This is a genomic window from Janthinobacterium sp. GW822-FHT07A03 (assembly GCF_058798815.1).
In genome coordinates this window covers 288188-309407 of the sequence record NZ_JBXAKW010000006.1, presented here as the reverse complement: position 1 = coordinate 309407, position 21220 = coordinate 288188, and the positions used below count along the sequence as shown (strand labels likewise).

Here is a 21220-nt window from a genome sequence, read left to right as displayed (position 1 = left end):
CGCGCATGAATACTCTCGTCAACGCCATCGCCTTGCCGCGCGCTCCCGCGCCGGCGCGTGCCGCGCATGGCCCGTGGCTGCAGCGCTTTGTGCGCTCGCGCTGGTCCGTGTGGACTTCGCCGCTGGCCTTGCTGCTGCTGTGGACGGCCGCCACCACCTTCGAATGGATGCCCGCGCACATCCTGATGTCGCCCTGGCAAGTATTGCTGACGGCGGCGGACCTGGCCGACAGCGGAGAATTGGGCCAGCACCTGGGCATCAGCCTGTTCCGCCTGCTGGCCGGTTTCGGCCTGGGCGCCAGCGCGGGCCTGGCCTTCGGCGTCGTGCTGGGCCTGTCGCCTGGCTTGCGCAGCTATGTCGACCCCACGTTCAATATCCTGCGCCAGCTGCCGACCGTGGCCCTGATCCCTTTGTTTATCTTGCTGTTCGGCATAGGCGAGAGTTTCAAGGTGTTTATCGTGGCCAAGGCCAGCTTCTTCATCGTGGCGCTGGCCGTGCATGACGCCATCCGCAACCTGTCGCAGCGTTACTTTGAGGTAGCGCAAGTGTATTGCTTCTCGCGCTGGCAGCGCATCCGCCTGATCGTCTTGCCCGCCATCGTGCCGGCCGCGCTGACGGGCATGCGCATCGCCCTGTCGCGCTCGTGGATGGTGCTGGTGGGGGCGGAATTGCTGGCTGCCGACAGCGGCCTGGGCCAGATGATGGAAATGGGCCGGCAAATGTTCCGCCTCGACGTGGTGATGGTGGGCGTGGTGCTGACGGGCGTGATCGGCTTTGGCCTGGACCGGGCCTGCCATGCGCTGGAGGCAAGATTGATGCGCTGGAAGCGCAGTGGAGAGAACGCATGAAGCAACGTTTGAGTGTGATCTTCAAGGGCGCGCTGCTGCCCCTGGCCTTGCTGGGCGCCTGGCAATGGGCATCTGGCCAGGGCGCTGCCGCCGCCTACATCTTCGTCTCGCTGGGCGATCTGGCGCACAGCCTGCGCGACCTGGTCGTGACGGGCGAACTGTGGGTGCATCTGCGCGCCAGCCTGGGACGCACGCTGGCCGGACTGTTGCTGGGCGGCAGCGCCGGCATCGTCACGGGCGCGCTGATGGCGCAGTCGCCGCTGGCGGACCGCCTGATCGGCCCGCTGTTCCACAGCATCCGCCAGGTACCCCTGCTGGGGCTGATCCCCTTGCTGGGCTTGTGGGTGGGCAATGGCGACGGCGCCAAGTTGCTGGTGATCGCCATCGCCGCCTTTTATCCTGCCGTGCTCAACACGTATGCGGGCATGCGCCAGGTAGAGGGGCGCTTGCGCGAAGTGGGGCAGGTGCTGACCCTGACGCGCTGGCAGACCTTGCGCCAGATTCTGTTGCCAGGCGCCATGCCGGCCATCGTCACCGGTGTCACGCATGCGCTGGCGTTCGCCTGGCTCGCGTGCCTGGGCGGCGAACTGCTGTTTGCGGCCGGTCCCGGCATGGGTTCCTTGCTGCTCAATGGCGAAGTGTCGGGCCGCATGGACGTCGTCCTGCTGGCCGTGCTCGTGATCGCCTTGCTGGCGCAAGCGATGAACGTGGCGTTTGCGCGTCTGGCGCGTTTGCTGGTGAAGGGGCGCAGCAGTGAGTAAATCCCTGCCATTCCAGCCAGACGCGGCCGTCAGTGCCCGCGAAGGGGAGCTGCGCGCCTTCCTGCTGCGCTTTATCGGCCTGACCTTGCTGTCGGGCGTGACCATCGGCATGAACAAGGTGCTGGCCACCTTGCTGGGCTTGCATTTGCACGTGAGCAATTTCCAGCTGGCCGCGATCAGCAGCGCGGAAACCCTGGCCATGGCGCTGGGCACCATTCCTGCCGGCTATATCTTGTCGCGCGGCAATCCGAAGCATCTGTACGCGGGCGTGAGCCTGAGCCTGGCGCTGGCCTTTTGCGTGCTGCCGTGGCTGCCCGGCTGGCAATGGGTGGCCCTGCTGATGTTTCTCGTGGGACTGTGCATCTCGCTGCGCATCGTGGCCATGAGCACGGTGTTTCTCGTGCGCCTGCCGGAACTGGGGCAGGGCAAGGCGGGCTGGTACAAGGGCACATTAATCCTCGGCATGCAGTTCCTGGGGCCCCTCTGCGGCAATTACCTGATCGCGCAGCTGGGCTTGAAGGCGGGCTTTTTGATTTCGGCCATGATGTTCGCCATCCTGGCGGTGCTGGGCTGGCAAGTGTTGCCTGACAATACGGCACCCCGCAAGCAGGCGGGACAGGGGGCGCTGCCCGGTGCGGCCAGCCTGCGCGAACTGCTGCGCCTGCCTATCGTGCGCGTGACTTACCTGTTCGAAATCCTTGCCAGCTTCACGGCATCCAGCGTGGGCGTGTTTTCCATCCTGCTGGCCATCCGCGTGCTGCACTGGCCTGCGCACCACTCCGTCTGGCTGATGGCCGTGCAGGGACTCAGCTGCGTGCTGGTGCTGCTGTTCCTGGGGCGTTTCGTGCTGGCCAGCCGGCACCGCGAGCAACTGTATGGCGGCGCCCACCTGGCCATCATGGCGGCCTTGCTGATCCTCGGACTGTGGCCGAACAGCATCGCCTACCTGGGCGCATCCGTGCTGCTGGGGCTGGGACTGGGCGTGAATAACCTCGTCAATACGGACAATATCGCCCGCGCACCCGTCGACAAGGCCCGCGTTTCCGCCCATCTGACCCTGTTCGGCATGGTGGGCGGCACGGCTGGCGCGCTGGCGGCCGGCCATCTGGCCGACGTGACGGGCTTGCGCAATGTATTTCTGATCTGGCTGTTTCCCTGGCTGGCCGCCTGGCTGGTTTTCCACGGCAGCTGCTGGCTGCGCCGGGCGCCGCCCGCCGCCATTCCTTCCCTCGCCCCCACTGCAGAGAGTGCGCCATGAATGATTTTGTTTCTCCATCGACCTTGCTGCCGCAGCGGCAGCACCTGAACGGCGGCTTGCAAGTGCAGCACGTGAGCAAGTCGTTTGCGCTGAAAGGTGCGCCGCTGCCTGTGCTCGACGATATTTCGCTGACCATCGCCCCCGGCGAATTCGTCGCCATCGTGGGCGCGTCCGGTTGCGGAAAATCAACCCTGCTGCGCCTGCTGGCGGGTCTCGATACGGAGTACACGGGCTTGCTTCTGCACGATGGCGTGCCGATCCGTGGCACGGACTTGCGCCGGGGCCTCGTGTTCCAGGACCACCGCCTGTTTCCGTGGCTGACGGTGCAGCAGAACGTGGCCGTGGCCTTCAGCAATACCCGTGTGCCGCAGGCCGAGCGCGACGCGCGCGTGGCGGCGGAAATCGCGCGCGTGGGCCTCGACGGCTATGCGGATGCCTATCCGCATCAGTTATCGGGCGGCATGTCGCAACGGGCGGCGATTGCCCGTGCCCTGGTCGGGCGGCCCGACGTGCTGCTGCTGGACGAGCCGCTCGGTGCGCTCGACGCGCTGACCCGCTTGCGTTTGCAGCAGGAATTGCGCCGCCTGTGGCAGGACGAGGGCATCACCATGGTGATGGTCACGCATGACATCGATGAGGCCGTCTACCTGGCCGACCGCATCGTCGTGCTCGATGCCCGTCCCGGCAAGGTGCGCCGGGTGCAGGACGTGCCGCTGGCCCACCCGCGCCAGCGCGGTTCGCCGGGCTTCGTTGCCATCCGCGACGGCTTGCATGGGGATTTCAGCGACCTCGACGACACGCACGCGCCCGTGGCGCAGGAAGTGGATCCCAGCAGCCTGTGGGATGGCAATGAATGGGCGCGCAGGATGGCGCTGTAGTTTTTTTGATTTCGATCAACCTGGAGAGACAGCATGAGCAATGAAAGTCAGGCAGCAAACCAAGCACTCGACACCCTGTGGTACACGCGCTGCCCCGTCCCCACGGGCTTGGGGATCGCCCTGCAGCAGGGCTGGCTGGAAGAAGCCTTGCGCGCCGACGGCACCAGTTTGCGCTCCTTGCGCGAATCGGAGCAGGAAGCCGTGCGCGAATCGCATTTCGACCATACCTTGCAAAATTCCGTGCGCCACGGCGGCAATATTCCCGCCCTGTGGGCGCGCGCGGCGGGACGCGACACGCGCGTGATCGGCCTGTCGTGGTCGGACGAGACGCAGCTGATATTGACCCTGCCCGACAGCGGCATTCAGACGGTGCGCGACTTGAAGGGCCGGCGCTTCGGCTTGCCCCTGTGGGTCAGGGCGCAGATCGACTTTGCGCGCGCGCAAGCCTTGCGCGGGCTGGAAAACGCGCTCAGCCTGGAAGGCTTGACGGTTGCCGACGTGGAACTGGTCGATTATGTGATCCAGGCGGGCCAGAGCGAAACGGCGCCGGAGCGGGGCGCGGCAACGAATCTGTTCAGCGGCGCGCGGCGCGGCGGGCAAAGCCCTGAGCTGCTGGGCTTGCTGCGGCGCGAGGTGGATGCCATCTTCCTGAAAGGTGCTTCGGCCGCCCAGCTGGCCCAGCAGTTCGGCTTGCACACGGTGATCGACACGGGCAGCCACCCGGAACCGTTGATCCGCGCCAACAACGGCACGCCGCGCACCCTGAGCGTCGATGCGCACTTGCTCGACCACCATTTCCCTTCCGTCGTGACCCTGGTGCAGCAGGTGCTGCGGGCCGAAGCGTGGGCGCGCGGTCACGCGGACGAGACGCGGCGCTTCCTGGCGCGCGAATCGAACGCCAGCGAGCACTGGGTGCAAGTGGCCTACGGCAAGGATGCCCACCTGCGCCTGGACACGGACCTGGCGGAAACGTCGGTCGCCGGCTTGCAGGATTTCAGCGACTTTTTGTTCCGCTGGAACTTTCTGCCCAGCAAGGTCGACGTGCGCGCCTGGATCGATCCCCGTCCTTTCGACGCGGCGTTGGCGCAGACGCGCCGCGCGGCCTGAGCGGGAAGCACGTCAACGGTGGCCATGTTCGATGATGAGGAGAATGCGATGCGGCGACGCACGGTGATGGGCGGGCTGGCCTTGCTGCCCCTGGCGGGAAAGGCGGCCTCGGCTGCGGCGAAAACGGCGGGGGCGCCGCCGGCGGCCCTGCGCATCGCCTCGACGGGCTTTGCGGAAAACGGCAAGGCGGAACTGGGCGGCATCGCCTACCGCGTGCAGCAGGAAGGCTGGCTGGCCCGCGAACTCAAGCTGCGCGGCGTGCGGCTGGAATGGCTGCCCGTCACGGGCGACACGGGCGCGACCATGAACGAGGCGTTCGCCAGCGGGCGCATCGACATGGCCGCGTATGGCGACTTGCCGTCCGTCATACTCAACGCGGGCGGCGTGCGCACGCAGGTGATCGTGCCGGCGGGGCGGGGCACGGACCAGTTCCTGCTGGTGCCCACCGGTTCGCGCGCCACGTCCCTGGCCGACCTGAAAGGCAAGCGCATCAGCGTGCACCGGGGCCGGCCGTGGGAACTGGGCTTGCGCCAGCTGATCGCCGACCAGCGCATGTCGCCCACGGATTTTCGTCTGATTAATATGGATTTGAAGCCGGGCACGGCCGCCCTGGCCACGGGCGCCGTCGACGCCTTGTTCATGATCAATGGCTATCCGCTGGAAGACAAGGGCATCGGCCGCATCATCTGGTCCAGCAAGGGCTTGCCAGAGAGAAAAATGCGGGTGGAACTGTGGGCGCGGCGCGATTTTACGCAAGCCCATCCCGCCATCGCGGAACTGGTGGCCACGGCCTGGCTGCGGGCCCAGCATTGGGCGGCGCTCGATGGCAACCGCGAAGCGATCATCAAGGATGGCACGCGCAACGGCACGCCCGACAGCGTGGTGCGGCGCAGCTACGACGATCCGGGCCTGCAGTGGAAGGAGCGCTGGTCGCCCCTGTACGACGACGCCGTGTACCGCCATTACCGCCGGGTACTGGCGTTTGCGCAGGAACAAAAGCTGATCCGCCAGCCGTTGACGGCGGAAGAGCTGCTGGAACCGCGTTTCGTGGCGGCCGGCTTGAAAAAGCTGGGCCTGGCCAATTACTGGGAACCGGCCAAGGTGTGATGCTGGAAGTGGGGCGCGTGGCTCAGTGCGGCAGGCACACGCGTCCTACCAGCTTGAGTACGCCATCGCCCGCATGCGCGCGCAGTTGCAGCAACATCAGTGCCATGCCCAGCATCAGTGCTGCGGCGCAAAGTTTCTTGTGCATCGTCGTTCCTGTTTTCACTTCATTGTGAGTTTGCGGCCGTATTATTGCTCAAATTCAGCGTGCGGGATGAGCATTTTGCCAAGCGTGCTCTACAATTATGCATCTTGCGCATCCGCGCCATCTGAATTGTATGCATAGTATGTGAAGGGAATGACAAGCCTGTGACTTCCAAGCCGATCAAGATCGCCGCCACCGTTGTCGTGGCTCTCGCCGCTGGGGCCGGCATTTATAGCTATACCCGACCGGCCGCCACCGCCACGCCGGGCGCCCCGGCCTCGGGCACCCCGGCCGCCGCGCCGCATTCCGGCGTCGATACGGCCGCCGTGGCCAGCCAGTTCCGCGATTTGCTGGGTAATTTCCGCAAGATCATCGTGCTGCTGGCCGACGAGCAAAGCTTGCCGGAAGGGGCGCGCGACGAAGCCCGGAAAGTGGGCCAGGCCCTGTTCCATGAAAACCAGGAACGCATCGCCAAGCTCGATCTTGCGCTGGATCAATTGACGGCGTCCACCAACCCGGGCCGCTTCGAGGCGCTCGACAGTTTATTGACGTATATCGAATCCGACCCGGGCCTGTACGACGCGGACCGCCTGGCTTTCCGCGAGCTGCTGCAAAGCATGCTGGCCGACGTGGCCAAGGATTCGTCCCTGCCGGCGATCAAGCTGCACAAGCGCATTTCCGAAGACCTCGACGCGCTGGGCGAGATCGAGCGCAATTACGAGAAGGAAATCCGGCAAATCTTCGGCAACCTGGGCCAGCGCGCCATCGAACTCAGGCGCGAACGGTGGGACGATTATGTGGCGCAGCTGAAAAAACTGTACAGCCGCGAGCAGATTCTGAAGGAAAATGGCATCGTCGTGCCGTACACGGTGCCGCCGGCCGGCTCCGTGCCGGAAGCCAAGCCCGTGCCCAAGAAGGATGAGGCGGAAATCTTCGGCCTCGGCTTGCCGAAGAAAACCATCGTGCTGACCTTCGACGACGGCCCGCACCGCCGCTACACGGAAGAAATCAGCGCCATTCTGAAACAGTATGGTGTGCCGGCCGTGTTCTTCAACGTGGGCCGCAACCTGGGCAGCCTGGACGCGGAAGGCCACGCCAAGCTGGGCGCGGGCGCGGAAGTGAGCCGCAAGCTGATGCAGGAAGGCTATGCCGTGGGCAACCATAGTTTCAGCCACGCACAGCTGTCGAAACAGACGGGCGACAAGCTGAAAGGCGAAATCCTCGGCACCGACACTTTATTGAAGGCCATCAGCCCCGAGCGGGCCGCGCTGTTCCGCTTTCCGTATGGCGCGCGCAACAGCGAAGGCATGGCCGCGCTGGCCGATGCCCATTTGAAATCCGTGATGTGGAATATCGATTCGCTGGACTGGGCCGATCCCGTGCCCAGCTCGATCACGAACCGGGTGCTGGCGTCCGTCGACAAGGCGGGGCGCGGCATCGTCCTGTTCCACGACATCCATGAACGCACGGTGAAAGCCTTGCCGGCCGTGCTCGACAAGCTGATCGCGGAAGGCTATCAATTCGCGGGCTGGGATGGCACCAGCTTCCAGGTGGCGAAAAGCACGGCGCCCGCGCCCGAAAAAGTGCCCGTCACCACCGGCTACGCCAATTCCTGGGCCGTCGTGATCGGCATCGACGATTATGCGAAATGGCCGAAGCTGCAGTATGCGGTGCGCGACGCGCAAGGCATCCGCGAAACCCTGATCGAAAAATTCGCGTTTGCGCCTGAACGCGTCGTGACTTTGAAGAATGGCGAAGCGACGCGCAACAATATCCTGGCCGCTTTCCACGACAAGCTGGCGCATGGCGGCGTGCAAAAGAATGACCGCATCTTCGTCTTCTTCGCCGGCCACGGGGCCACGCGCAAGCTCAGTTCCGGGCGCGACCTCGGCTACATCGTGCCGTTTGACTCCGACCCGGCGCAGTTCGCCACGGATGCGATTCCGATGACGGAAATCCAGAATATCGCGGAAAGCCTGACGGCCAAGCATGCGTTCTTCGTCATGGATGCCTGCTACAGCGGCCTGGGCCTTACCCGCGGCGCCGGTTCCAGCTCTTTCCTGCGCGACAACGCCAAGCGCATCGGCCGGCAAATGCTGACGGCCGGCGGCGGCGACCAGCTGGTGGCCGACGGCGGACCGAACGGTCATTCCGTGTTTACGTGGACCCTGCTGCAGGGCCTGGCGGGCAAGGGCGACCTGAACGGCGACGGATTGATCACGGCCACGGAACTGGCGGCGTATGTAGCGCCCGCCGTGTCCAGCGTGTCGAACCAGACGCCCGCGTTCGGCAGCCTGCCTGGTTCGGAAGGAGGCGATTTCGTCTTCGAATTGCCGGGCGAGACGGAATTCCTCAGCCCGAACACGACCCAGCTGTCGACGGAAGCCATTGCCCTGAACAGCAAGCTCGACGCCAAGCCGCAAACGGCCAGCGTGACGGTGAAGGATTTGCAGGGCGGCGAACAGAAGATCGTCACGCCCGGCGCCGTGCCGACCTCCACGCGCCAGCTGGCGCAGCGGGCCAACGACCGCGGCTTGCAGCTGTACAAGGAGAAACAGTACGCGCAGGCGGAAGCGCAATTTACGGAAGCGCTGAAATTGCGTCCCGATTTCGCGCTGGCGGCCAACAACCTGGGCTTTGTCTTCTACAAGCAGGAAAAATACCGCGAAGCGGCTCGCTGGTTTGAAAACACGGTCAAGATGGACCCGTCGCGCGCCATCGCCTACCTGAACTTGGGCGACGCGTATGCCAAGGCCGGCGATGCGGCCAGGGCGAAAGCGGCCTATAAAACCTATCTGGAACTGGCGCCGACGGCCTCGACGGCGCCGGCCGTGCGGCAAAAGATGGAAAAGCTGTAAGTTGACGTCCAACTTGCCCATGGTCCACGTCTTCGCCTGCAGCGGCCGCTTTGCCAGCTGGGAAGCGTTGCAGGCCTACCTGGCGCCCGCGTACACGGAAGATGGCGATGCCGTGCCGTCGCCATTCTTCCTGGAAACGGGCCTGACGCAATATGAGCCAGCCTGCATCGAGAGCGCGCTGCTGGCCTCGCCCGCGCCGCTGGCAGAGCTGCTCGACGGCGTGTCGTATGCCGGCAGCTGGCTGGCGCAGGCGTGCGCGGACGCCCAGGACTTGCTGGCCGATACGGCCGTGTGCGTGTTTGCGCCGAATCAACTGGCGCATCCGCAGCGCAGCTCGCTGCACCACGTGGGCAGTTATCGTTACGATACGAAGGATTGACCGCCATCCCCGCGGCCTTCATGCAATAGCTTGTTGACGCTGGCCAGCAGGCTGGTGCCCGAAGTGGTGATGAAACGGGCGCCGGCCGCCTGCGCTTCCGTGCCGTAACTGGCGACCGTATCCTTGCTGCAATACACGACGATGGGCAGTTCGGGCAAGGTCTGGCGTACTTCGCGCACCGTGCGCACGCCCGCATCCTTGACGCGGCGGCCGTTTTCCACCCTGGCCATGTCCGTGATGAACAGCGCGTAGTGCTTCTGTTGCAGCATGGCCAGCGCCTGCCGCGTCGATACAGCCTGGTCCACCTTGATGTTTTCCCGTTCCAGCTGTTCCACCAGCAAGGTATTGTTGCGCGGATGGTCGTCCAGCCACAGAACGAGGCTGGACGGCTTTTGCGCCGTCGGCACGCCGGCCAGGGCCGTGACGGCGGCGCCGCCATCGGGCGGATGGGCCAGCAGCAGCTGCGTGACGGCTTCCTGCATGTCGTCGAGCGACTTTTGCTGCAAGCGGCTCAGTTCCGTCACTTCGATTTCCTTGCCGCTTTCCAGCCGCACGGACTCGTTCTTGACGAGGCTGTCGGCCCGCTTGATCATGATGGACAGGTAAATGCGCGTGAGCAAATAGCCGATTAAAAAGCCGTGCACGGAAAAGAACAGCATGATGCCGCCCACCACAGCCATGGCCGTGGCCGTATCGGTAGCCAGGCTGGGCGCTATGAAGGCGGCCATGCTGCGCGCACTGCCGGGCAGGCTTTTGAGCTCGATCAAGCCCACGCCCACGATGATTTTCGTCAGCCAGTCCGACACTTCCACCAGATTCGAATTGATTTCCATGGGTGTCGGCGTGCCCAGGAACAGGGTATTGCTGGGGTTGCCGGCCGCCGCATCGGCGCCTGCCGGGGGCGCTTCGTCCGTGGGACGGCTCTTGCCATTGGTCCGCTCGTCGGGCGGCGCCATGTTGACGGTGCCCGAAGGCAGGGTGCGCGGTATGCCGAACAGGAATCCCAGCAGCATGCCGCTGACGCAAAACCCCAGGCTCCACAGCAGGGCCGGCACGGCGTGGTAGTAGGGCGGCAGCAGGGCGCCCGCCAGCACGGCCAGCAAGCCCGCCAGCAGAATGAACAGCAGGATGTAGGGCAGCACGTCGCGCTTGCGCACGGCCGCCGTGGCGGTTTTTGTCGCCTTGCCGCTGCTGTCGCTCAGGTCCACGGTCGCTCCTTGAAAAAGACTGAATCCAGGCAGCCGGCCTGCCGCGTATATATCCCGTAGGAGCCTGTACTGACATCATAAAAAGGGGAGGCGCGATGCAATTGATAAAACGCAAACAGATGGCAGCTTGTGCCTTGTTGCTGCTGGCCGGCGCCGGCAAGGCGGCTGCGCCGGAGGCCGCATCGTCCACCGATGCGTCGCGCACCGTGCGCGTGACGGGCCATTACGACAACGCCGTCGGCACCTCGGACGCGGCCAGCCAGGGCGTCATCACCAATGAGCTGATCGTCAACCGGCCCGCCTTGCGTACGGGCGAATTGCTGGAATTCGTGCCGGGCCTGATCGTCACTCAGCACAGCGGCGACGGCAAGGCCAACCAGTATTTCCTGCGCGGCTTTAACCTAGACCATGGCACGGATTTCGCCACCTATGTGGACGGCATGCCCGTCAACATGCGCACGCATGTGCATGGGCAAGGCTATTCCGACCTCAATTTCCTCATTCCCGAACTGGTGCAGCGCATCGATTACAAGAAGGGGCCGTATTTCGCCGGCGAAGGCGATTTCGCCTCGGCGGGCGCGGCGCGCATCCGCCTGGCCGACAAATTGCCGCAAGGCCAGGCCAGCGTGTCCGTGGGCCAGCACGGCTATGTGCGCGCCGTCGTGGCCGATTCCCTTGATGCAGGACCAGGCACCCTGCTGTACGGCCTGGAGGTGAACCGCAACAATGGCCCCTGGGACGTGCCGGAGCGCGTGCGCAAGGTCAGCGGCGTGCTGCGCTACAGCCAGGGCACGCAGGATGACGGCTTCAGCGTGACGGCCATGGCCTACAAGAACAGCTGGAACGCCACCGACCAGGTGCCGCTGCGGGCCGTGGCGTCCGGGCAGATCGGCCGTTTCGGCTCGCTGGCGCCCAGCGACGGGGGCGACACGTCGCGCGCCAGCCTGTCGTATGCGATGCGCCGGCGCACGGAAAACCGCCTGTTCGAGTTCGATGCCTATCTGATCCGCTCGCAGCTGGAACTCAACAGCGATTTCACCTACTTCCTGGCAAATCCGGCCGCCGGCGACCAGTTCCAGCAAAGCGAGCGGCGCACGGTGGCCGGTGTCAACACCAGCGAAAGCTGGAATACGCAGCTGTTCGGTCTTTCCCTGCGCAACAAGCTGGGCATGCAGGCCCGTTATGACCGCCTGTCGCCCGTGGGCCTGTACAGCACGGTGGACAGAGTGCGGCAAGCCACGGTGCGCGAAGACCGGGTGCGCGAGGCCAGCGTCGGCCTGTACGGCGAAAACACGACCCAGTGGCTGCCGTGGCTGCGTTCCGTGGCGGGAGTACGCTACGACGCCTACCGTTTCAATGTGGCCAGCAGCATAGCCGGCAACAGCGGCGCGGCGAGCGACCACGTGGTGTCGCCGAAACTGTCCTTGATCCTGGGGCCGTGGAGCAAGACGGAGTTTTTTGTGAACTACGGCAAGGGTTTCCATAGCAACGATGCGCGGGGCACGACGCAGACGCGCTTGCCCGATGGCACGCCTTCCGCGCCCGTGACGCCCCTCGTGCCGAGCAAGGGCATGGAACTGGGCGCGCGCACGGAATGGCTGCCGGGCCTGCAAAGCTCGCTGGCCCTGTGGCGGCTCGATCTCGCGTCGGAACTGCTGTTCGTGGGCGACGCGGGCGAAACGCAGCCCAGCCGTGCCAGCCGCCGCCACGGCATCGAGTGGAACAACCATTATGTTGCCGCGCCGTGGCTGCTGTTCGACCTGGACCTGGCCGCCTCGCGCTCGCGCTACATGCAAAACGATGCGGCCGGCAATTTTATTCCTGGTTCGATCGACAGGGTGGCGTCGTTCGGCGTGACGGTGACGGACCGGGGGCCGTGGTCGGGCGCCTTGCAGCTGCGCTATTTCGGCCCCCGTCCCCTGATCGAGGACAACAGCGTGCGCTCGGCCTCGACGACCCTGGCGTATGCGCGCCTCGCTTACCAGCTCAACCGCAGGACGCGGCTGTCGCTCGACGTCTTCAACCTGTTGAATAAACGCGCCAGCGATATCGATTATTACTATGCGTCACGCCTGCCCGGCGAGGGGGCGGACGGCGTGAATGACCGGCACTTTCATCCGGTGGAACCGCGTTCCGCGCGCTTGACCTTGTCGCATGCGTTTTAATTGCCCGGCGCAAGAATGCAGGCGAAGCGATCCTCAAGCGCTGCTACCGCCACCGCCACGTTGAAAACGTCCTTTTATCGCGAGCAGAAGAAGGGCGGCAATGCTGACCGAACCTATGCTTTGAAGCAAGGAGAAGACAAGCAGCGTGATGCTATTTGCGTTGATGAACGCATTGCTGGCAAAGATGGACAATGGATTGAGCGCGTTCTGCATGGCAATGGTCAATGCAGGATGTTCCGAAAAAATCTTGCTTTCTAAATTTTTGTTAATCAGGAAGCATTGCTTGTTATTGCAAAAAAATATTTCGAAAATATAAAATACACACCAGAATGCGAAGTTCCATAGGATAAAGGATAGCAGGGCGCGCCAGATGGACGTGCCGAAGGCAGAAATCTGATCATAGAGCCATGATATGGCAATTTCGGCCATATCCATCTTGATATGCGAGTCGGAAGAGAGGGCGGCGCGGCGCCGTGAGCGTAATTCCTGGGCAAAAAATTCTGCTTCTTCGTGCTGGGCGCCAGCTTTTTTCATGGCGATACGCAAAGCCCGGAAGCGGCCGGGGGTGTCGTTCATGATCTGTTTATTGGTAATAAAAACTTCAGACCGTTTTTTATCCTTGGCCAAGCCATACTCAGTGTGTAAAAAAGTCGTTTCGCTGGGTGCCGAAACATCATGAAAGTCTGGCGGTAACTCAAATTTGCAATCGTCGAATGTGGCAATTAATTTTATTCTGGATTCGCGAAATGAAATATCTTCCAGAATGGTTACTCTGCGTATCTGTATTCCATCGGATATATTGCAATTGATGATGTGTGCCCGTCGTATTCTTGCGCCATGAATTTCCAGTAAGGCTATTTCTGATCTTTTTATTTCAATCAGATAAAAACTTCCCGAGGTTCTGAAAATTTTTTTGACGGAAAAATCAGTTGCATATATTGTTGCTGACGATTTCTGCAGGCTGATGTCGCCAGATCCCATGATGGTAGTTGCATTGAGAATAAATTCCACTCTCTTTGCGTATGAATCGAAGCGTATGTGCATGTGCTTGAAGATCGAGCGGGAAAAATCGAATTCGATGTAATACCAGCCAAAATCCGCCAGGATATTCTCTTCCATGCTGAAGGTGTCGGGGATGTGCAAGCTTGTGCAATCAATCAGCAAGCCTCGGGGCGGGTTGACGCCGATATGAAGCAAGTCTTCCGCCGTAAATCCCCATTCGTCTTCATGCTGATGTGCCAACGATATTGATTCTTGAATGAAGGAAAGCAGCTCCGCTGCCATGGCCATATGTAACAATGGCAGGCCATCGTGCCCTTCGCACGCAGAAAGGCGACCGGATGGAAAGGTTGATTCGCGTAGGGCCGCAAGTTTCCCTTCGACTCGATTCATGAGATCAGCGTGATCCTGTGCATCGTTCATGTATTTGATACATCAATGGAAGTGAATGAATCAAGCTATCTTGCGCGCAGCGACTGGCTGTGTATTCAGTTATTCAATATCGCTTGATGGATTTCAAGGAGACGGTAAAGTGTGCGCACTTTACCGTGGCAAGTGATGTCGCTGCCATGGCTGTGCGGCCTCTGCTACACTACAAGCATGCTGCACGGCTGTGCGTGCTCATCACCAAAAGCTTGAATGACAGATCATTTAGTACAAACCAGTAAATTCCTTTCCCTTATCCTGCGCCACTCTCCGGAAAAAATCGGCCTCGCGCTCGATGCCCAGGGCTGGGCCGACATCGGCCAGCTGCTGGCGCACGCTGCCCGGCATGGGCGCCACCTTTCCCGCGAACAATTGGATGACGTGGTGGCGCGCGACAGCAAGACGCGCTACGCCATCAGCGATGACGGCTTGCGCATCCGCGCCAACCAGGGGCATTCCCTGGCCGCCGTCGATATCGATCTGCCGCCCGCCACGCCGCCCGCCATGCTGTACCACGGCACGGCCAGCCGCTTTGTCGAGGCGATCCGTGCCGCCGGCTTGCTGCCCGGATCGCGCAACCACGTGCACTTGTCGTCCAGCCGCGAAACGGCCGTGGCCGTGGGCGCGCGCCACGGCAAGCCCGTCGTGCTGACGGTCGATGCGGCCGCCATGCAGGCGCAGGGCCACGTGTTTTATGTGTCCGACAATGGCGTGTGGCTGACTGACACTGTGCCGCAGGTCTTCATCGTGCTTCCTTGAAAGGCGCTTCCACGCCCGAATAGGCCAGAACGGCGTCCGGCAGCCTGACTCCTTGCACCCGGATGCTTGCTATGGCCTGGTTCAGTTCCGCCACCTCCGCTGAAGTAAAACGCACGCCAGCCGCGCCCAGGTTGTCTTCCAGGTGCGCCATCTGCGTGGTGCCGGGAATGGGCACGATCCATGGCCGCTGGGCCAGCAGCCAGGCCAGGGCGATACGGGCCGGTGTCGCCTGCTTGCGCGCCGCCCAGTTTTTTGCCAATGTCACCAGCGCCAGGTTGTGCGGCAGGTTTTCCGGTGCAAAGCGCGATTCGACCCGGCGGATGTCGCCCTCGGCAAAACGGGTTTTCGCGTCGATGGCGCCCGCCAGGAAGCCCACGCCCAGCGGGCTCCACGGCACGAAGCCGATGCCCAGCTCTTCGCACAGGGCCAGCACGCCGTCTTCCGGCCCGCGCCACAGCATCGAATATTCGCTTTGCACAGCGGAAACGGGCAGGGCCGCATGGGCGCGCCGCAGGGTATTGACGCCCATCTCGGACAGGCCCCAGTGCAGCACTTTGCCTTCGCGCATGAGGTCCTGCACGGCGCCGGCCACGTCTTCGATGGGCACTTGCGGGTCCACGCGGTGCTGGTACAGCAAGTCGATGCGGTCCGTGCGCAGGCGTTGCAGCATGCCGTCGACGACCAGCTTGATGTGATCGGGGCGGCTGTTGGTGCCGGGGCGGCGCTCGCCCGTCTGCTGGTCGATGTTCCAGCCGAACTTGGTGGCGATGACGATGTCGTTGCGGAATGGCGCCACGCCTTCACCGAGGATGCGCTCCACCTCGTGCGGGCCGTAGGCCTCGGCCGCGTCAAACAAGGTGACGCCCCGTTCGTAGGCCGTGCGGATAATTCTATGCATTTCGGGACGGCTGGGTATCGTCGTCTGGTAGCTGCGGCTCATGTTTTGCACGCCCAGGCCCAGGCTGGACACGGCCAGGGTGCCCAGCTTGCGGCGGCCCGGCAGCGTTGCTGGAGCCGGTGCGACCGCCTGGTCCTGCGCCAAACTGATCAATGGCGTGGCTGCCAGGCTGCCCGCCGCCAGCAGGAAACCGCGGCGGCCCGTGGAGGTATCGTGTTCGTTTGTCATGGTTCAAACCTTTCAGATAGCGAGCTTGCGTTCGGCCATCCATTGGACGATGGCCGGGTCGCGGTGCGAAAAGAAGCTGCTGCTGCCCGTTTCCAGGGTGGCGATGGCGGCCATGTCGCCCTCGTCGAGGTCGAAGTCAAAGATGGCCAGGTTTTCCGCCATGCGCTCGCGGCGCACGGTCTTGGCCAGTACGGCCACGCCCCGCTGCGTGAGCCAGCGCAGGACGATTTGGCCCACGGACTTGCCGTGTTTGCCGGCGATGCCCAGCAGCAACTCGTTCGTGAACAACTGCTTGCGGCCCTCGGCAAACGGCGCCCACGCTTGCGGCTGCACGCCGTGCTCGAGCATGAAGGCCACGCTGTCCGCCTGCTGGTGGAAGGGGTTGACTTCGATCTGGTTGACGGCGGGCGCGATGTCGTTGAAGGCGATGATGTCCATCAGCCGGTCGGGCTGGAAATTGCTCACGCCGATGGCGCGCAGCTTGCCGCTGCGATACGCATCCTGCATGGCGCGCCAGGAGCCGTGCACGTCGCCAAACGGCTGGTGGATCAGGAACAGGTCCAGATAGTCGAGCCGCAAGCGCCGCAGCGACTGCTCGATGGCGTCGCGCGTGCGCTCGTAGCCCGTGTCCTGCACCCACAGCTTGCTGGTGACGAACAGCTCTTCGCGCGCCACGCCGCCATGCTTGATGCCCAGGCCGACGGCCGCTTCGTTCAAATAGGATGCCGCCGTGTCGATCAGGCGGTAGCCGGCGCCGATGGCGTCGATCACGCTGCGTTCGCATTCGGCCGGGTCGGGAATCTGGAAGACGCCGTAGCCGGCGACGGGCATGCTGATGCCGTTGTTCAGGGTGACGCGGTCCATGGCAAAGCTCCTTCGGTTATTGACAGGAGCTACTCTAAGGCACCATCCACCCGTTGATAAGCCATTGTAATCGGCATGATCTTATAAGCCGTGCTAATGAATCGGATGCGATCACGCGCTGATCAGCTTGATATCGGCCACCCGCTCCACCAGCCACACGCACGCCACCAGGGCGATGGCCAGCGAACCGACGGTCAGCACTTGCCGGTACAGCCAGGTCTTGCGCAGCAGCCAGGCGAGGGGCAGAAACGCGGCGACGATGGCCAGCTGGCCGATCTCCACGCCCACGTTGAAGCCCAGCAGGCTGGCCAGCAGGGAGCCCTGCGGCAAGCCCAGGTCGCGCAGCACGCTGGCAAAGCCGAAACCGTGGATCAGGCCAAACGCGAAGGCGGCCACGGGGCGCTTGCCGCGGAACAGGGGCAGCAGGTTGTTCAGCGCGGCCAGGATCACGGAAGCGGCGATGGCCGACTCCACCCAGCGCGAAGGCAGCGATACGAGCGACAGGCTGGCCAGGGTCAATGTGATGGAATGGGCCAGCGTGAAGGCCGTGACGACTTTCAGCACGTCATAGAAGGCCGCCTTCAGCCCCTGCTGCTGTTCGCGCAAGCCAGGCAGCAGCACGGCCGGCAGCAGCAGCGACAGCAAGAACAAAATATGGTCGTAGCCGATCCAGATATGCCAGATGCCGTGCTTGACGTAGGCGCCGAACTGCGCCAGGCGGTCTGGCGCGGCCAGGGAGATGGTCTGGCGCGGGCTGTCCGGGTCGAAGATGGCCGTTTGCGTGGCGCCGCCGCTATCGATCTTGAGCAAGCCCTTGTGCTGCGGATCGAGGTCGGCGAACAGGGTGTAGCCGATGGTGAGACTGGCTGGCGCAGCGCCGGGGCAGTCGGCGCGAAAGCGCAGCACGTTGTAGGCGCCGTCCGTGTGGTTGTCGACCAGCTGCTCGATGGCTTGCAGGGGGCAGGCGCCCCGGTCGCTGGCCAGCTGCAGGCGCTGCAGCGCGTAGGCGGCAATCGCCGCGTGGCGCGCGCGGATTTCATCCCAGGTCAGGGCGCCATCGCCATTGCCATCGAGGCCGATGGCGAAATCGAGGTCGCGCAGGGCGATATCCCATTGCCCCTCGACCTGCTGGCCGTGCACGGCCAGGCTCAGATAGCTGTCGCTGGGCTTGTGGGCTTGCGCGGGACTTAGCCATGCGCACAGGAGCAGGATGAACAGGCAGCGCTTTACAGTACACATCACAGTACCCCCGCTTTCCTGGTAACACTGACTTTTTGCCCATCCTGCGGCCCCAGCTGCCTGGCCAGCCGCTGCAGGGCCAAGTCTTCCACGCCGCTGGCGGCGATCCAGGCCAGCACCGGTTGCGCGGCGCCGTAGTCGCGCGCGGCCAGGGCCGCTTCGAGCAGGATGCGCATGTCGGGCACTTCCTTCTGGATGGCCCAGTTCTGCTGCGCCAGCCGCAGGGCGGCAGGCACGTCCTGCTGCAAGAACAGGGCAAAACGGGCTTGCTCGCGCTGGTGCACGGTGTCGCCCCGCTGCATGGCGGCGGTGAAGCGAGCCGCCAGTTCGGTCTTGGCCGCCAGGAATGCCGTCTGCCGGCCGGGCAACGCCTGCAGCGCCAGCGCGTAACGCAGCAGCAGGGCGTCGATACGCTGCTGGTCCTTGAGTAACTTGACGACGTCCTGCGGGCGTTGCCGGTCGAGCAGGAAATCCGCGTAGGCGCCCAGCAGATAGCTGTCGCGCGGCTGCCGCGCCAGCGCGGTCTTGTAGCGCGCCTCGGCCAGCGCTGAATCTCCGCGCCGCGTGGCCATTTCCGCCAGCAGGGTGGCGGCCCAGTTTTCCAGCTCGGGCGCCGCGCCGGCGCTCCTTTGCAGGGTCAGGTCCAGCAGGCGCTCGCTGGCGGCGGCGCGGCCCGTGACGCTGGCGATATTGGCAAGGCAGGTGACGGTGACCAGCTGCGTGGAAAGTGCCGACAGGCGCGCGCAGCTGGCCGTCGCCTGCGCGTAATCGCCCTGCACGGTGAGGACGGTGGCGCGCGTCAGCCAGGCCTGGCCGTTTTGCGGCTGCTGCGCGATGACGGCGTCGAGGTCTTGCAGGGCGAGGCCGAACTTGTGGGTGCTTTGCAAGATGGTGGCGCGCAGCAGGCGCACGGGCAGGGGCGGCGCCGCCTGCCGCCACCAGGGCGCCAAGGCCGCTTGCGCGTAACCGAGGTAGCGCGGGTCCGTTTCGCTGCGCGCCAGGGCGATGTAGCGCTGCGCCAGGCTTGCCGCCAGGGTCATGTCTTGCGGCGTGGCATTCAATTGCTGGCGCAGGCCGCGCAGCTCGCTCTGCGTGGCGTCGGCGCGGCGCGGCAGCTGTTCGATGACGGCGCCGCCATCTTTCGGCGTGTAGGGCGCGGCCTGGGCCAGCAGGGGCAGGCAGGCGCACAGCAGGGAAATCGGTGTTTTCATCATGGATGCCATCAACAGTCATTGATGCGGGCGCCGGAGAGCGGACTCCCCGGCGCCCGCAAGGGCCTTACAGCGGCACCGGTTCCGTGTCTTCCGGCGACGTCGCCATGATGGCGTCGATGGCGACGCTATCCTTGTCATCGCTGGTGGTCAGGATGACGTTGCTGACGGCCACATAAAACGCATCGAGCAAGACCACGGGCGGCGGCGTGGTGCCGCCGTTGCCGTTATCGCCGCCATGGCTGCTGCCGCCGCCACCGCAGCCGGCCAGCAAGGCTGTGAGCGCCAGGGCGCCGCTTACATAGAGCTTTTTCATCGCGTTCTCCTTGTTACAGCTGCGGCGAACCGGCCACGGGCGTTTTCAGGTAGGGGAAACCCGCTGTGAAGAAGGTTTCATCGAGGAAAGCGCCGTCCGTGAAGTGCAGGGCGCCGGCCGGAGCGTCGGCCGGGGCGCAGCCGATGTTCAAGGTGCACAGCTTGCCCATGGCCACGCGCAGCACCACGTCGACCACGTCGTCGCCGGGACGCCGGCCGTTCGGGAAGCCCGCGTTATCGCCGCCGATCACGCCGAGGCGGTTTTGCGCACCGACGTTGGTGGGCGCGATCGAGGTATTCAGGCGCAGCATTTCCGATGCCGTCACGGTGACGGGCTGGTTGACGCCCTTGATGCCCGTCAGGAAGGTGGCCACCAGGTCGTTGCGGGGGAAGTTGGTGGGCGCCTTGGCGCCTGCCGAGCCGAACAGTACCTCCACCAGCGCCGGCGCCGTCGGGTTGGTGACGTAGTCGGCAAACTGTGCGTCGCCGGATGGTTTGCTGGCGTTGAAACGGTCCTTGTCCTTCAGGCCGATGACCAGTTCATTGACCAGCGGCATGCCCAGGCGCGACACCTGCACCCACGCGCCGCCTTCCTTCGACGCCGCGGTGCTGCCCGGCGCCGGGTTCAGCAAACGACCCTGGCGCAGGCTGGCCGTGGTCCAGCCGCCGATGACGGGGTCGCTGCCCGCCGTCAGGCAGGCGGTCGGCACTTCCATCTCGATGGCTGTGACGTTCTTGCGTGCCAGGTCATCCCTGGCAGCCGACTCCGCATTCGCGGCGAATTCCGTGGCGGGCGCCTTGATGTTAATCAAGTCGAACGTTTCGCCCAGGTTCACCACGAACGGGTCCTTGCGCTGGCCGACGAACATGCGCGTCGGCGTGGCGCAGCCGGGGATGTTCACCGTGTAGACGTGCTGCGCGGCATAGGCGGCATAGTTGGGGATGGACTTGGTGCCGATGTAGTCGACGGGCTTGTCGAAGGTCGTGCCGCCGCCCGTGGCATTGGTCACGCTGCTGCGCGTGCCCGTGCGGCGGTCGCCCCGCACCACCGTCACGCTGTAGGTTTCGCGCACGTTCAGGCCGGCCGGGTTGACGGAATCGATGGCGCCGCCGTTGATGACGAGCGGAATCGACACTTTCTTGCCGCCCACGGTGAACTGGCCGTCCTTGATGGTGTTGTTGAAGCGGAACTGGAAGGTGAGGTCTTCCTTGCCGTCGCCGTTGTTGTCGATGTGGATTTCGTACAGGGCGTTCGGGTCCATCGCGAAGTAATTCGGGCCGCCGTAGGCGTCCTGCAGGGGAATATAGTCGGCCACCAGGGTGGTGTAGGCGCCGCGGCCCGCTTCATAGCTGCGGAACATATAGAAGTCGGTGGCGTCGACTTTTGGGTTTTGCGTGATGAACGGCGCTTCGCGGTGGCTGGAAGCGTAGGCGGCTGGCGCGATGGCCAAAGTGAAGGAAACGGCGAGAAGGTTGCCCAGGAGTGCGGCGCCCAGTGCGGTTTTCGAGTGTGACAATGACATTTCGATTCTCCCGATTTTCGTTAGCGTTGACAGACAAGTCCAAGAAA

19 protein-coding genes are annotated in these 21220 nt (G+C 63.9%); 10 read left to right on the top strand and 9 right to left on the bottom strand.

Going from position 1 to position 21220, the window contains the following annotated elements:
• Positions 1–5: 5 nt before the first annotated feature.
• Genes AC1RJW_RS18905 through AC1RJW_RS18880 form a run of 6 tightly spaced genes read left to right on the top strand, consistent with a single transcriptional unit; the run spans position 6 to position 5959 of the window.
• Complete coding sequence (locus AC1RJW_RS18905; RefSeq protein ID WP_493046343.1) at positions 6–848, top strand: ABC transporter permease; 843 nt, start codon at positions 6–8, stop codon at positions 846–848.
• A complete protein-coding gene (locus AC1RJW_RS18900) occupies positions 845–1609 on the top strand; it encodes an ABC transporter permease (protein WP_493046342.1) in 765 nt (254 codons plus the stop codon). Before AC1RJW_RS18905 ends, AC1RJW_RS18900 begins: the two co-directional genes overlap by 4 nt.
• Positions 1602–2867 (top strand): MFS transporter, encoded by a 1266-nt coding sequence (locus tag AC1RJW_RS18895; RefSeq protein ID WP_493046341.1) that lies wholly within the window; start codon positions 1602–1604, stop codon positions 2865–2867. Before AC1RJW_RS18900 ends, AC1RJW_RS18895 begins: the two co-directional genes overlap by 8 nt.
• Positions 2864–3745, top strand: coding sequence for an ABC transporter ATP-binding protein (locus AC1RJW_RS18890; protein ID WP_493046340.1), 882 nt, complete (start codon positions 2864–2866; stop codon positions 3743–3745). Before AC1RJW_RS18895 ends, AC1RJW_RS18890 begins: the two co-directional genes overlap by 4 nt.
• A gap of 33 nt (positions 3746–3778) precedes the next feature.
• Positions 3779–4852 (top strand): ABC transporter substrate-binding protein, encoded by a 1074-nt coding sequence (locus AC1RJW_RS18885; RefSeq protein ID WP_493046339.1) that lies wholly within the window; start codon positions 3779–3781, stop codon positions 4850–4852.
• Positions 4853–4900: 48 nt separating this feature from the next.
• On the top strand, positions 4901–5959 hold the full coding sequence (locus AC1RJW_RS18880; RefSeq protein ID WP_493046338.1) for an ABC transporter substrate-binding protein: 1059 nt from the start codon (positions 4901–4903) through the stop codon (positions 5957–5959).
• 22 nt (positions 5960–5981) lie between these two features.
• Here AC1RJW_RS18880 and AC1RJW_RS18875 read toward each other — a convergent pair whose 3' ends face one another.
• On the bottom strand, positions 5982–6104 hold the full coding sequence (locus AC1RJW_RS18875; protein WP_275528112.1) for a hypothetical protein: 123 nt from the start codon (positions 6102–6104) through the stop codon (positions 5982–5984).
• 161 nt (positions 6105–6265) lie between these two features.
• Here AC1RJW_RS18875 and AC1RJW_RS18870 point away from each other — a divergent pair, with 161 nt between their 5' ends.
• Positions 6266–8959 (top strand): polysaccharide deacetylase family protein, encoded by a 2694-nt coding sequence (locus AC1RJW_RS18870; protein ID WP_493046337.1) that lies wholly within the window; start codon positions 6266–6268, stop codon positions 8957–8959.
• 1 nt (position 8960) lies between these two features.
• The gene (locus tag AC1RJW_RS18865; protein WP_493046336.1) at positions 8961–9338 is read left to right on the top strand and encodes an immunity 22 family protein; all 378 of its coding nucleotides are present in this window, start codon (positions 8961–8963) and stop codon (positions 9336–9338) included.
• Here AC1RJW_RS18865 and AC1RJW_RS18860 read toward each other — a convergent pair.
• Positions 9320–10546 carry a response regulator gene (locus AC1RJW_RS18860; protein WP_493046335.1) on the bottom strand — a complete coding sequence of 409 codons (1227 nt, stop codon included), beginning with the start codon at positions 10544–10546 and terminating at the stop codon, positions 9320–9322. The genes AC1RJW_RS18865 and AC1RJW_RS18860 overlap by 19 nt on opposite strands.
• Before the next feature lie 95 nt (positions 10547–10641).
• Between AC1RJW_RS18860 and AC1RJW_RS18855 the strand changes: the two genes are divergently transcribed.
• On the top strand, positions 10642–12711 hold the full coding sequence (locus AC1RJW_RS18855; protein WP_493046334.1) for a TonB-dependent receptor: 2070 nt from the start codon (positions 10642–10644) through the stop codon (positions 12709–12711).
• Between the two features lie 33 nt (positions 12712–12744).
• On the opposite strand, the gene AC1RJW_RS18850 is transcribed toward AC1RJW_RS18855, so the two are convergent.
• The gene (locus AC1RJW_RS18850) at positions 12745–14133 is read right to left on the bottom strand and encodes a hypothetical protein (protein WP_493046333.1); all 1389 of its coding nucleotides are present in this window, start codon (positions 14131–14133) and stop codon (positions 12745–12747) included.
• 216 nt (positions 14134–14349) lie between these two features.
• Between AC1RJW_RS18850 and AC1RJW_RS18845 the strand changes: the two genes are divergently transcribed.
• Positions 14350–14895: an RNA 2'-phosphotransferase gene (locus AC1RJW_RS18845; RefSeq protein WP_493046332.1), complete on the top strand. Its 546-nt coding sequence runs from the start codon at positions 14350–14352 to the stop codon at positions 14893–14895.
• Here the strand turns inward: AC1RJW_RS18845 and AC1RJW_RS18840 are convergent.
• The 6 genes from AC1RJW_RS18840 to AC1RJW_RS18815 all read right to left on the bottom strand — a co-directional run bounded on the left by AC1RJW_RS18840 (position 14879) and on the right by AC1RJW_RS18815 (position 21173).
• A complete protein-coding gene (locus AC1RJW_RS18840) occupies positions 14879–16021 on the bottom strand; it encodes an aldo/keto reductase (protein WP_493046331.1) in 1143 nt (380 codons plus the stop codon). The two genes, AC1RJW_RS18845 and AC1RJW_RS18840, sit on opposite strands and share 17 nt — an antisense overlap.
• 12 nt (positions 16022–16033) lie before the next feature.
• Positions 16034–16885 (bottom strand): aldo/keto reductase, encoded by an 852-nt coding sequence (locus AC1RJW_RS18835; RefSeq protein WP_493046330.1) that lies wholly within the window; start codon positions 16883–16885, stop codon positions 16034–16036.
• Between the two features lie 111 nt (positions 16886–16996).
• Positions 16997–18124, bottom strand: coding sequence for a HupE/UreJ family protein (locus tag AC1RJW_RS18830; RefSeq protein ID WP_493046329.1), 1128 nt, complete (start codon positions 18122–18124; stop codon positions 16997–16999).
• Positions 18124–19338 carry a hypothetical protein gene (locus AC1RJW_RS18825; protein ID WP_493046328.1) on the bottom strand — a complete coding sequence of 405 codons (1215 nt, stop codon included), beginning with the start codon at positions 19336–19338 and terminating at the stop codon, positions 18124–18126. The genes AC1RJW_RS18830 and AC1RJW_RS18825 overlap by 1 nt, the downstream gene beginning before the upstream one ends.
• Positions 19339–19402: 64 nt before the next feature.
• The gene (locus AC1RJW_RS18820; RefSeq protein WP_493046327.1) at positions 19403–19651 is read right to left on the bottom strand and encodes a hypothetical protein; all 249 of its coding nucleotides are present in this window, start codon (positions 19649–19651) and stop codon (positions 19403–19405) included.
• Between the two features lie 13 nt (positions 19652–19664).
• Positions 19665–21173, bottom strand: coding sequence for a DUF4331 domain-containing protein (locus tag AC1RJW_RS18815; protein WP_493046326.1), 1509 nt, complete (start codon positions 21171–21173; stop codon positions 19665–19667).
• Between the last annotated feature and the right edge of the window lie 47 nt (positions 21174–21220).

Bases quoted from the DNA above. Each gene is read 5' to 3' on its own strand.
- AC1RJW_RS18905 (WP_493046343.1), top strand. From the start codon at position 6: ATGAATACTCTCGTCAACGCCATCGCCTTGCCGCGCGCTCCCGCGCCG.
- AC1RJW_RS18900 (WP_493046342.1), top strand. From the start codon at position 845: ATGAAGCAACGTTTGAGTGTGATCTTCAAGGGCGCGCTGCTGCCCCTG.
- AC1RJW_RS18890 (WP_493046340.1), top strand. From the start codon at position 2,864: ATGAATGATTTTGTTTCTCCATCGACCTTGCTGCCGCAGCGGCAGCAC.
- AC1RJW_RS18885 (WP_493046339.1), top strand. From the start codon at position 3,779: ATGAGCAATGAAAGTCAGGCAGCAAACCAAGCACTCGACACCCTGTGG.
- AC1RJW_RS18880 (WP_493046338.1), top strand. From the start codon at position 4,901: ATGCGGCGACGCACGGTGATGGGCGGGCTGGCCTTGCTGCCCCTGGCG.
- AC1RJW_RS18875 (WP_275528112.1), bottom strand. From the start codon at position 6,104: ATGCACAAGAAACTTTGCGCCGCAGCACTGATGCTGGGCATGGCACTG.
- AC1RJW_RS18855 (WP_493046334.1), top strand. From the start codon at position 10,642: ATGCAATTGATAAAACGCAAACAGATGGCAGCTTGTGCCTTGTTGCTG.
- AC1RJW_RS18850 (WP_493046333.1), bottom strand. From the start codon at position 14,133: ATGAACGATGCACAGGATCACGCTGATCTCATGAATCGAGTCGAAGGG.
- AC1RJW_RS18845 (WP_493046332.1), top strand. From the start codon at position 14,350: ATGACAGATCATTTAGTACAAACCAGTAAATTCCTTTCCCTTATCCTG.
- AC1RJW_RS18840 (WP_493046331.1), bottom strand. From the start codon at position 16,021: ATGACAAACGAACACGATACCTCCACGGGCCGCCGCGGTTTCCTGCTG.
- AC1RJW_RS18835 (WP_493046330.1), bottom strand. From the start codon at position 16,885: ATGGACCGCGTCACCCTGAACAACGGCATCAGCATGCCCGTCGCCGGC.
- AC1RJW_RS18830 (WP_493046329.1), bottom strand. From the start codon at position 18,124: ATGTGTACTGTAAAGCGCTGCCTGTTCATCCTGCTCCTGTGCGCATGG.
- AC1RJW_RS18825 (WP_493046328.1), bottom strand. From the start codon at position 19,338: ATGATGAAAACACCGATTTCCCTGCTGTGCGCCTGCCTGCCCCTGCTG.
- AC1RJW_RS18820 (WP_493046327.1), bottom strand. From the start codon at position 19,651: ATGAAAAAGCTCTATGTAAGCGGCGCCCTGGCGCTCACAGCCTTGCTG.
- AC1RJW_RS18815 (WP_493046326.1), bottom strand. From the start codon at position 21,173: ATGTCATTGTCACACTCGAAAACCGCACTGGGCGCCGCACTCCTGGGC.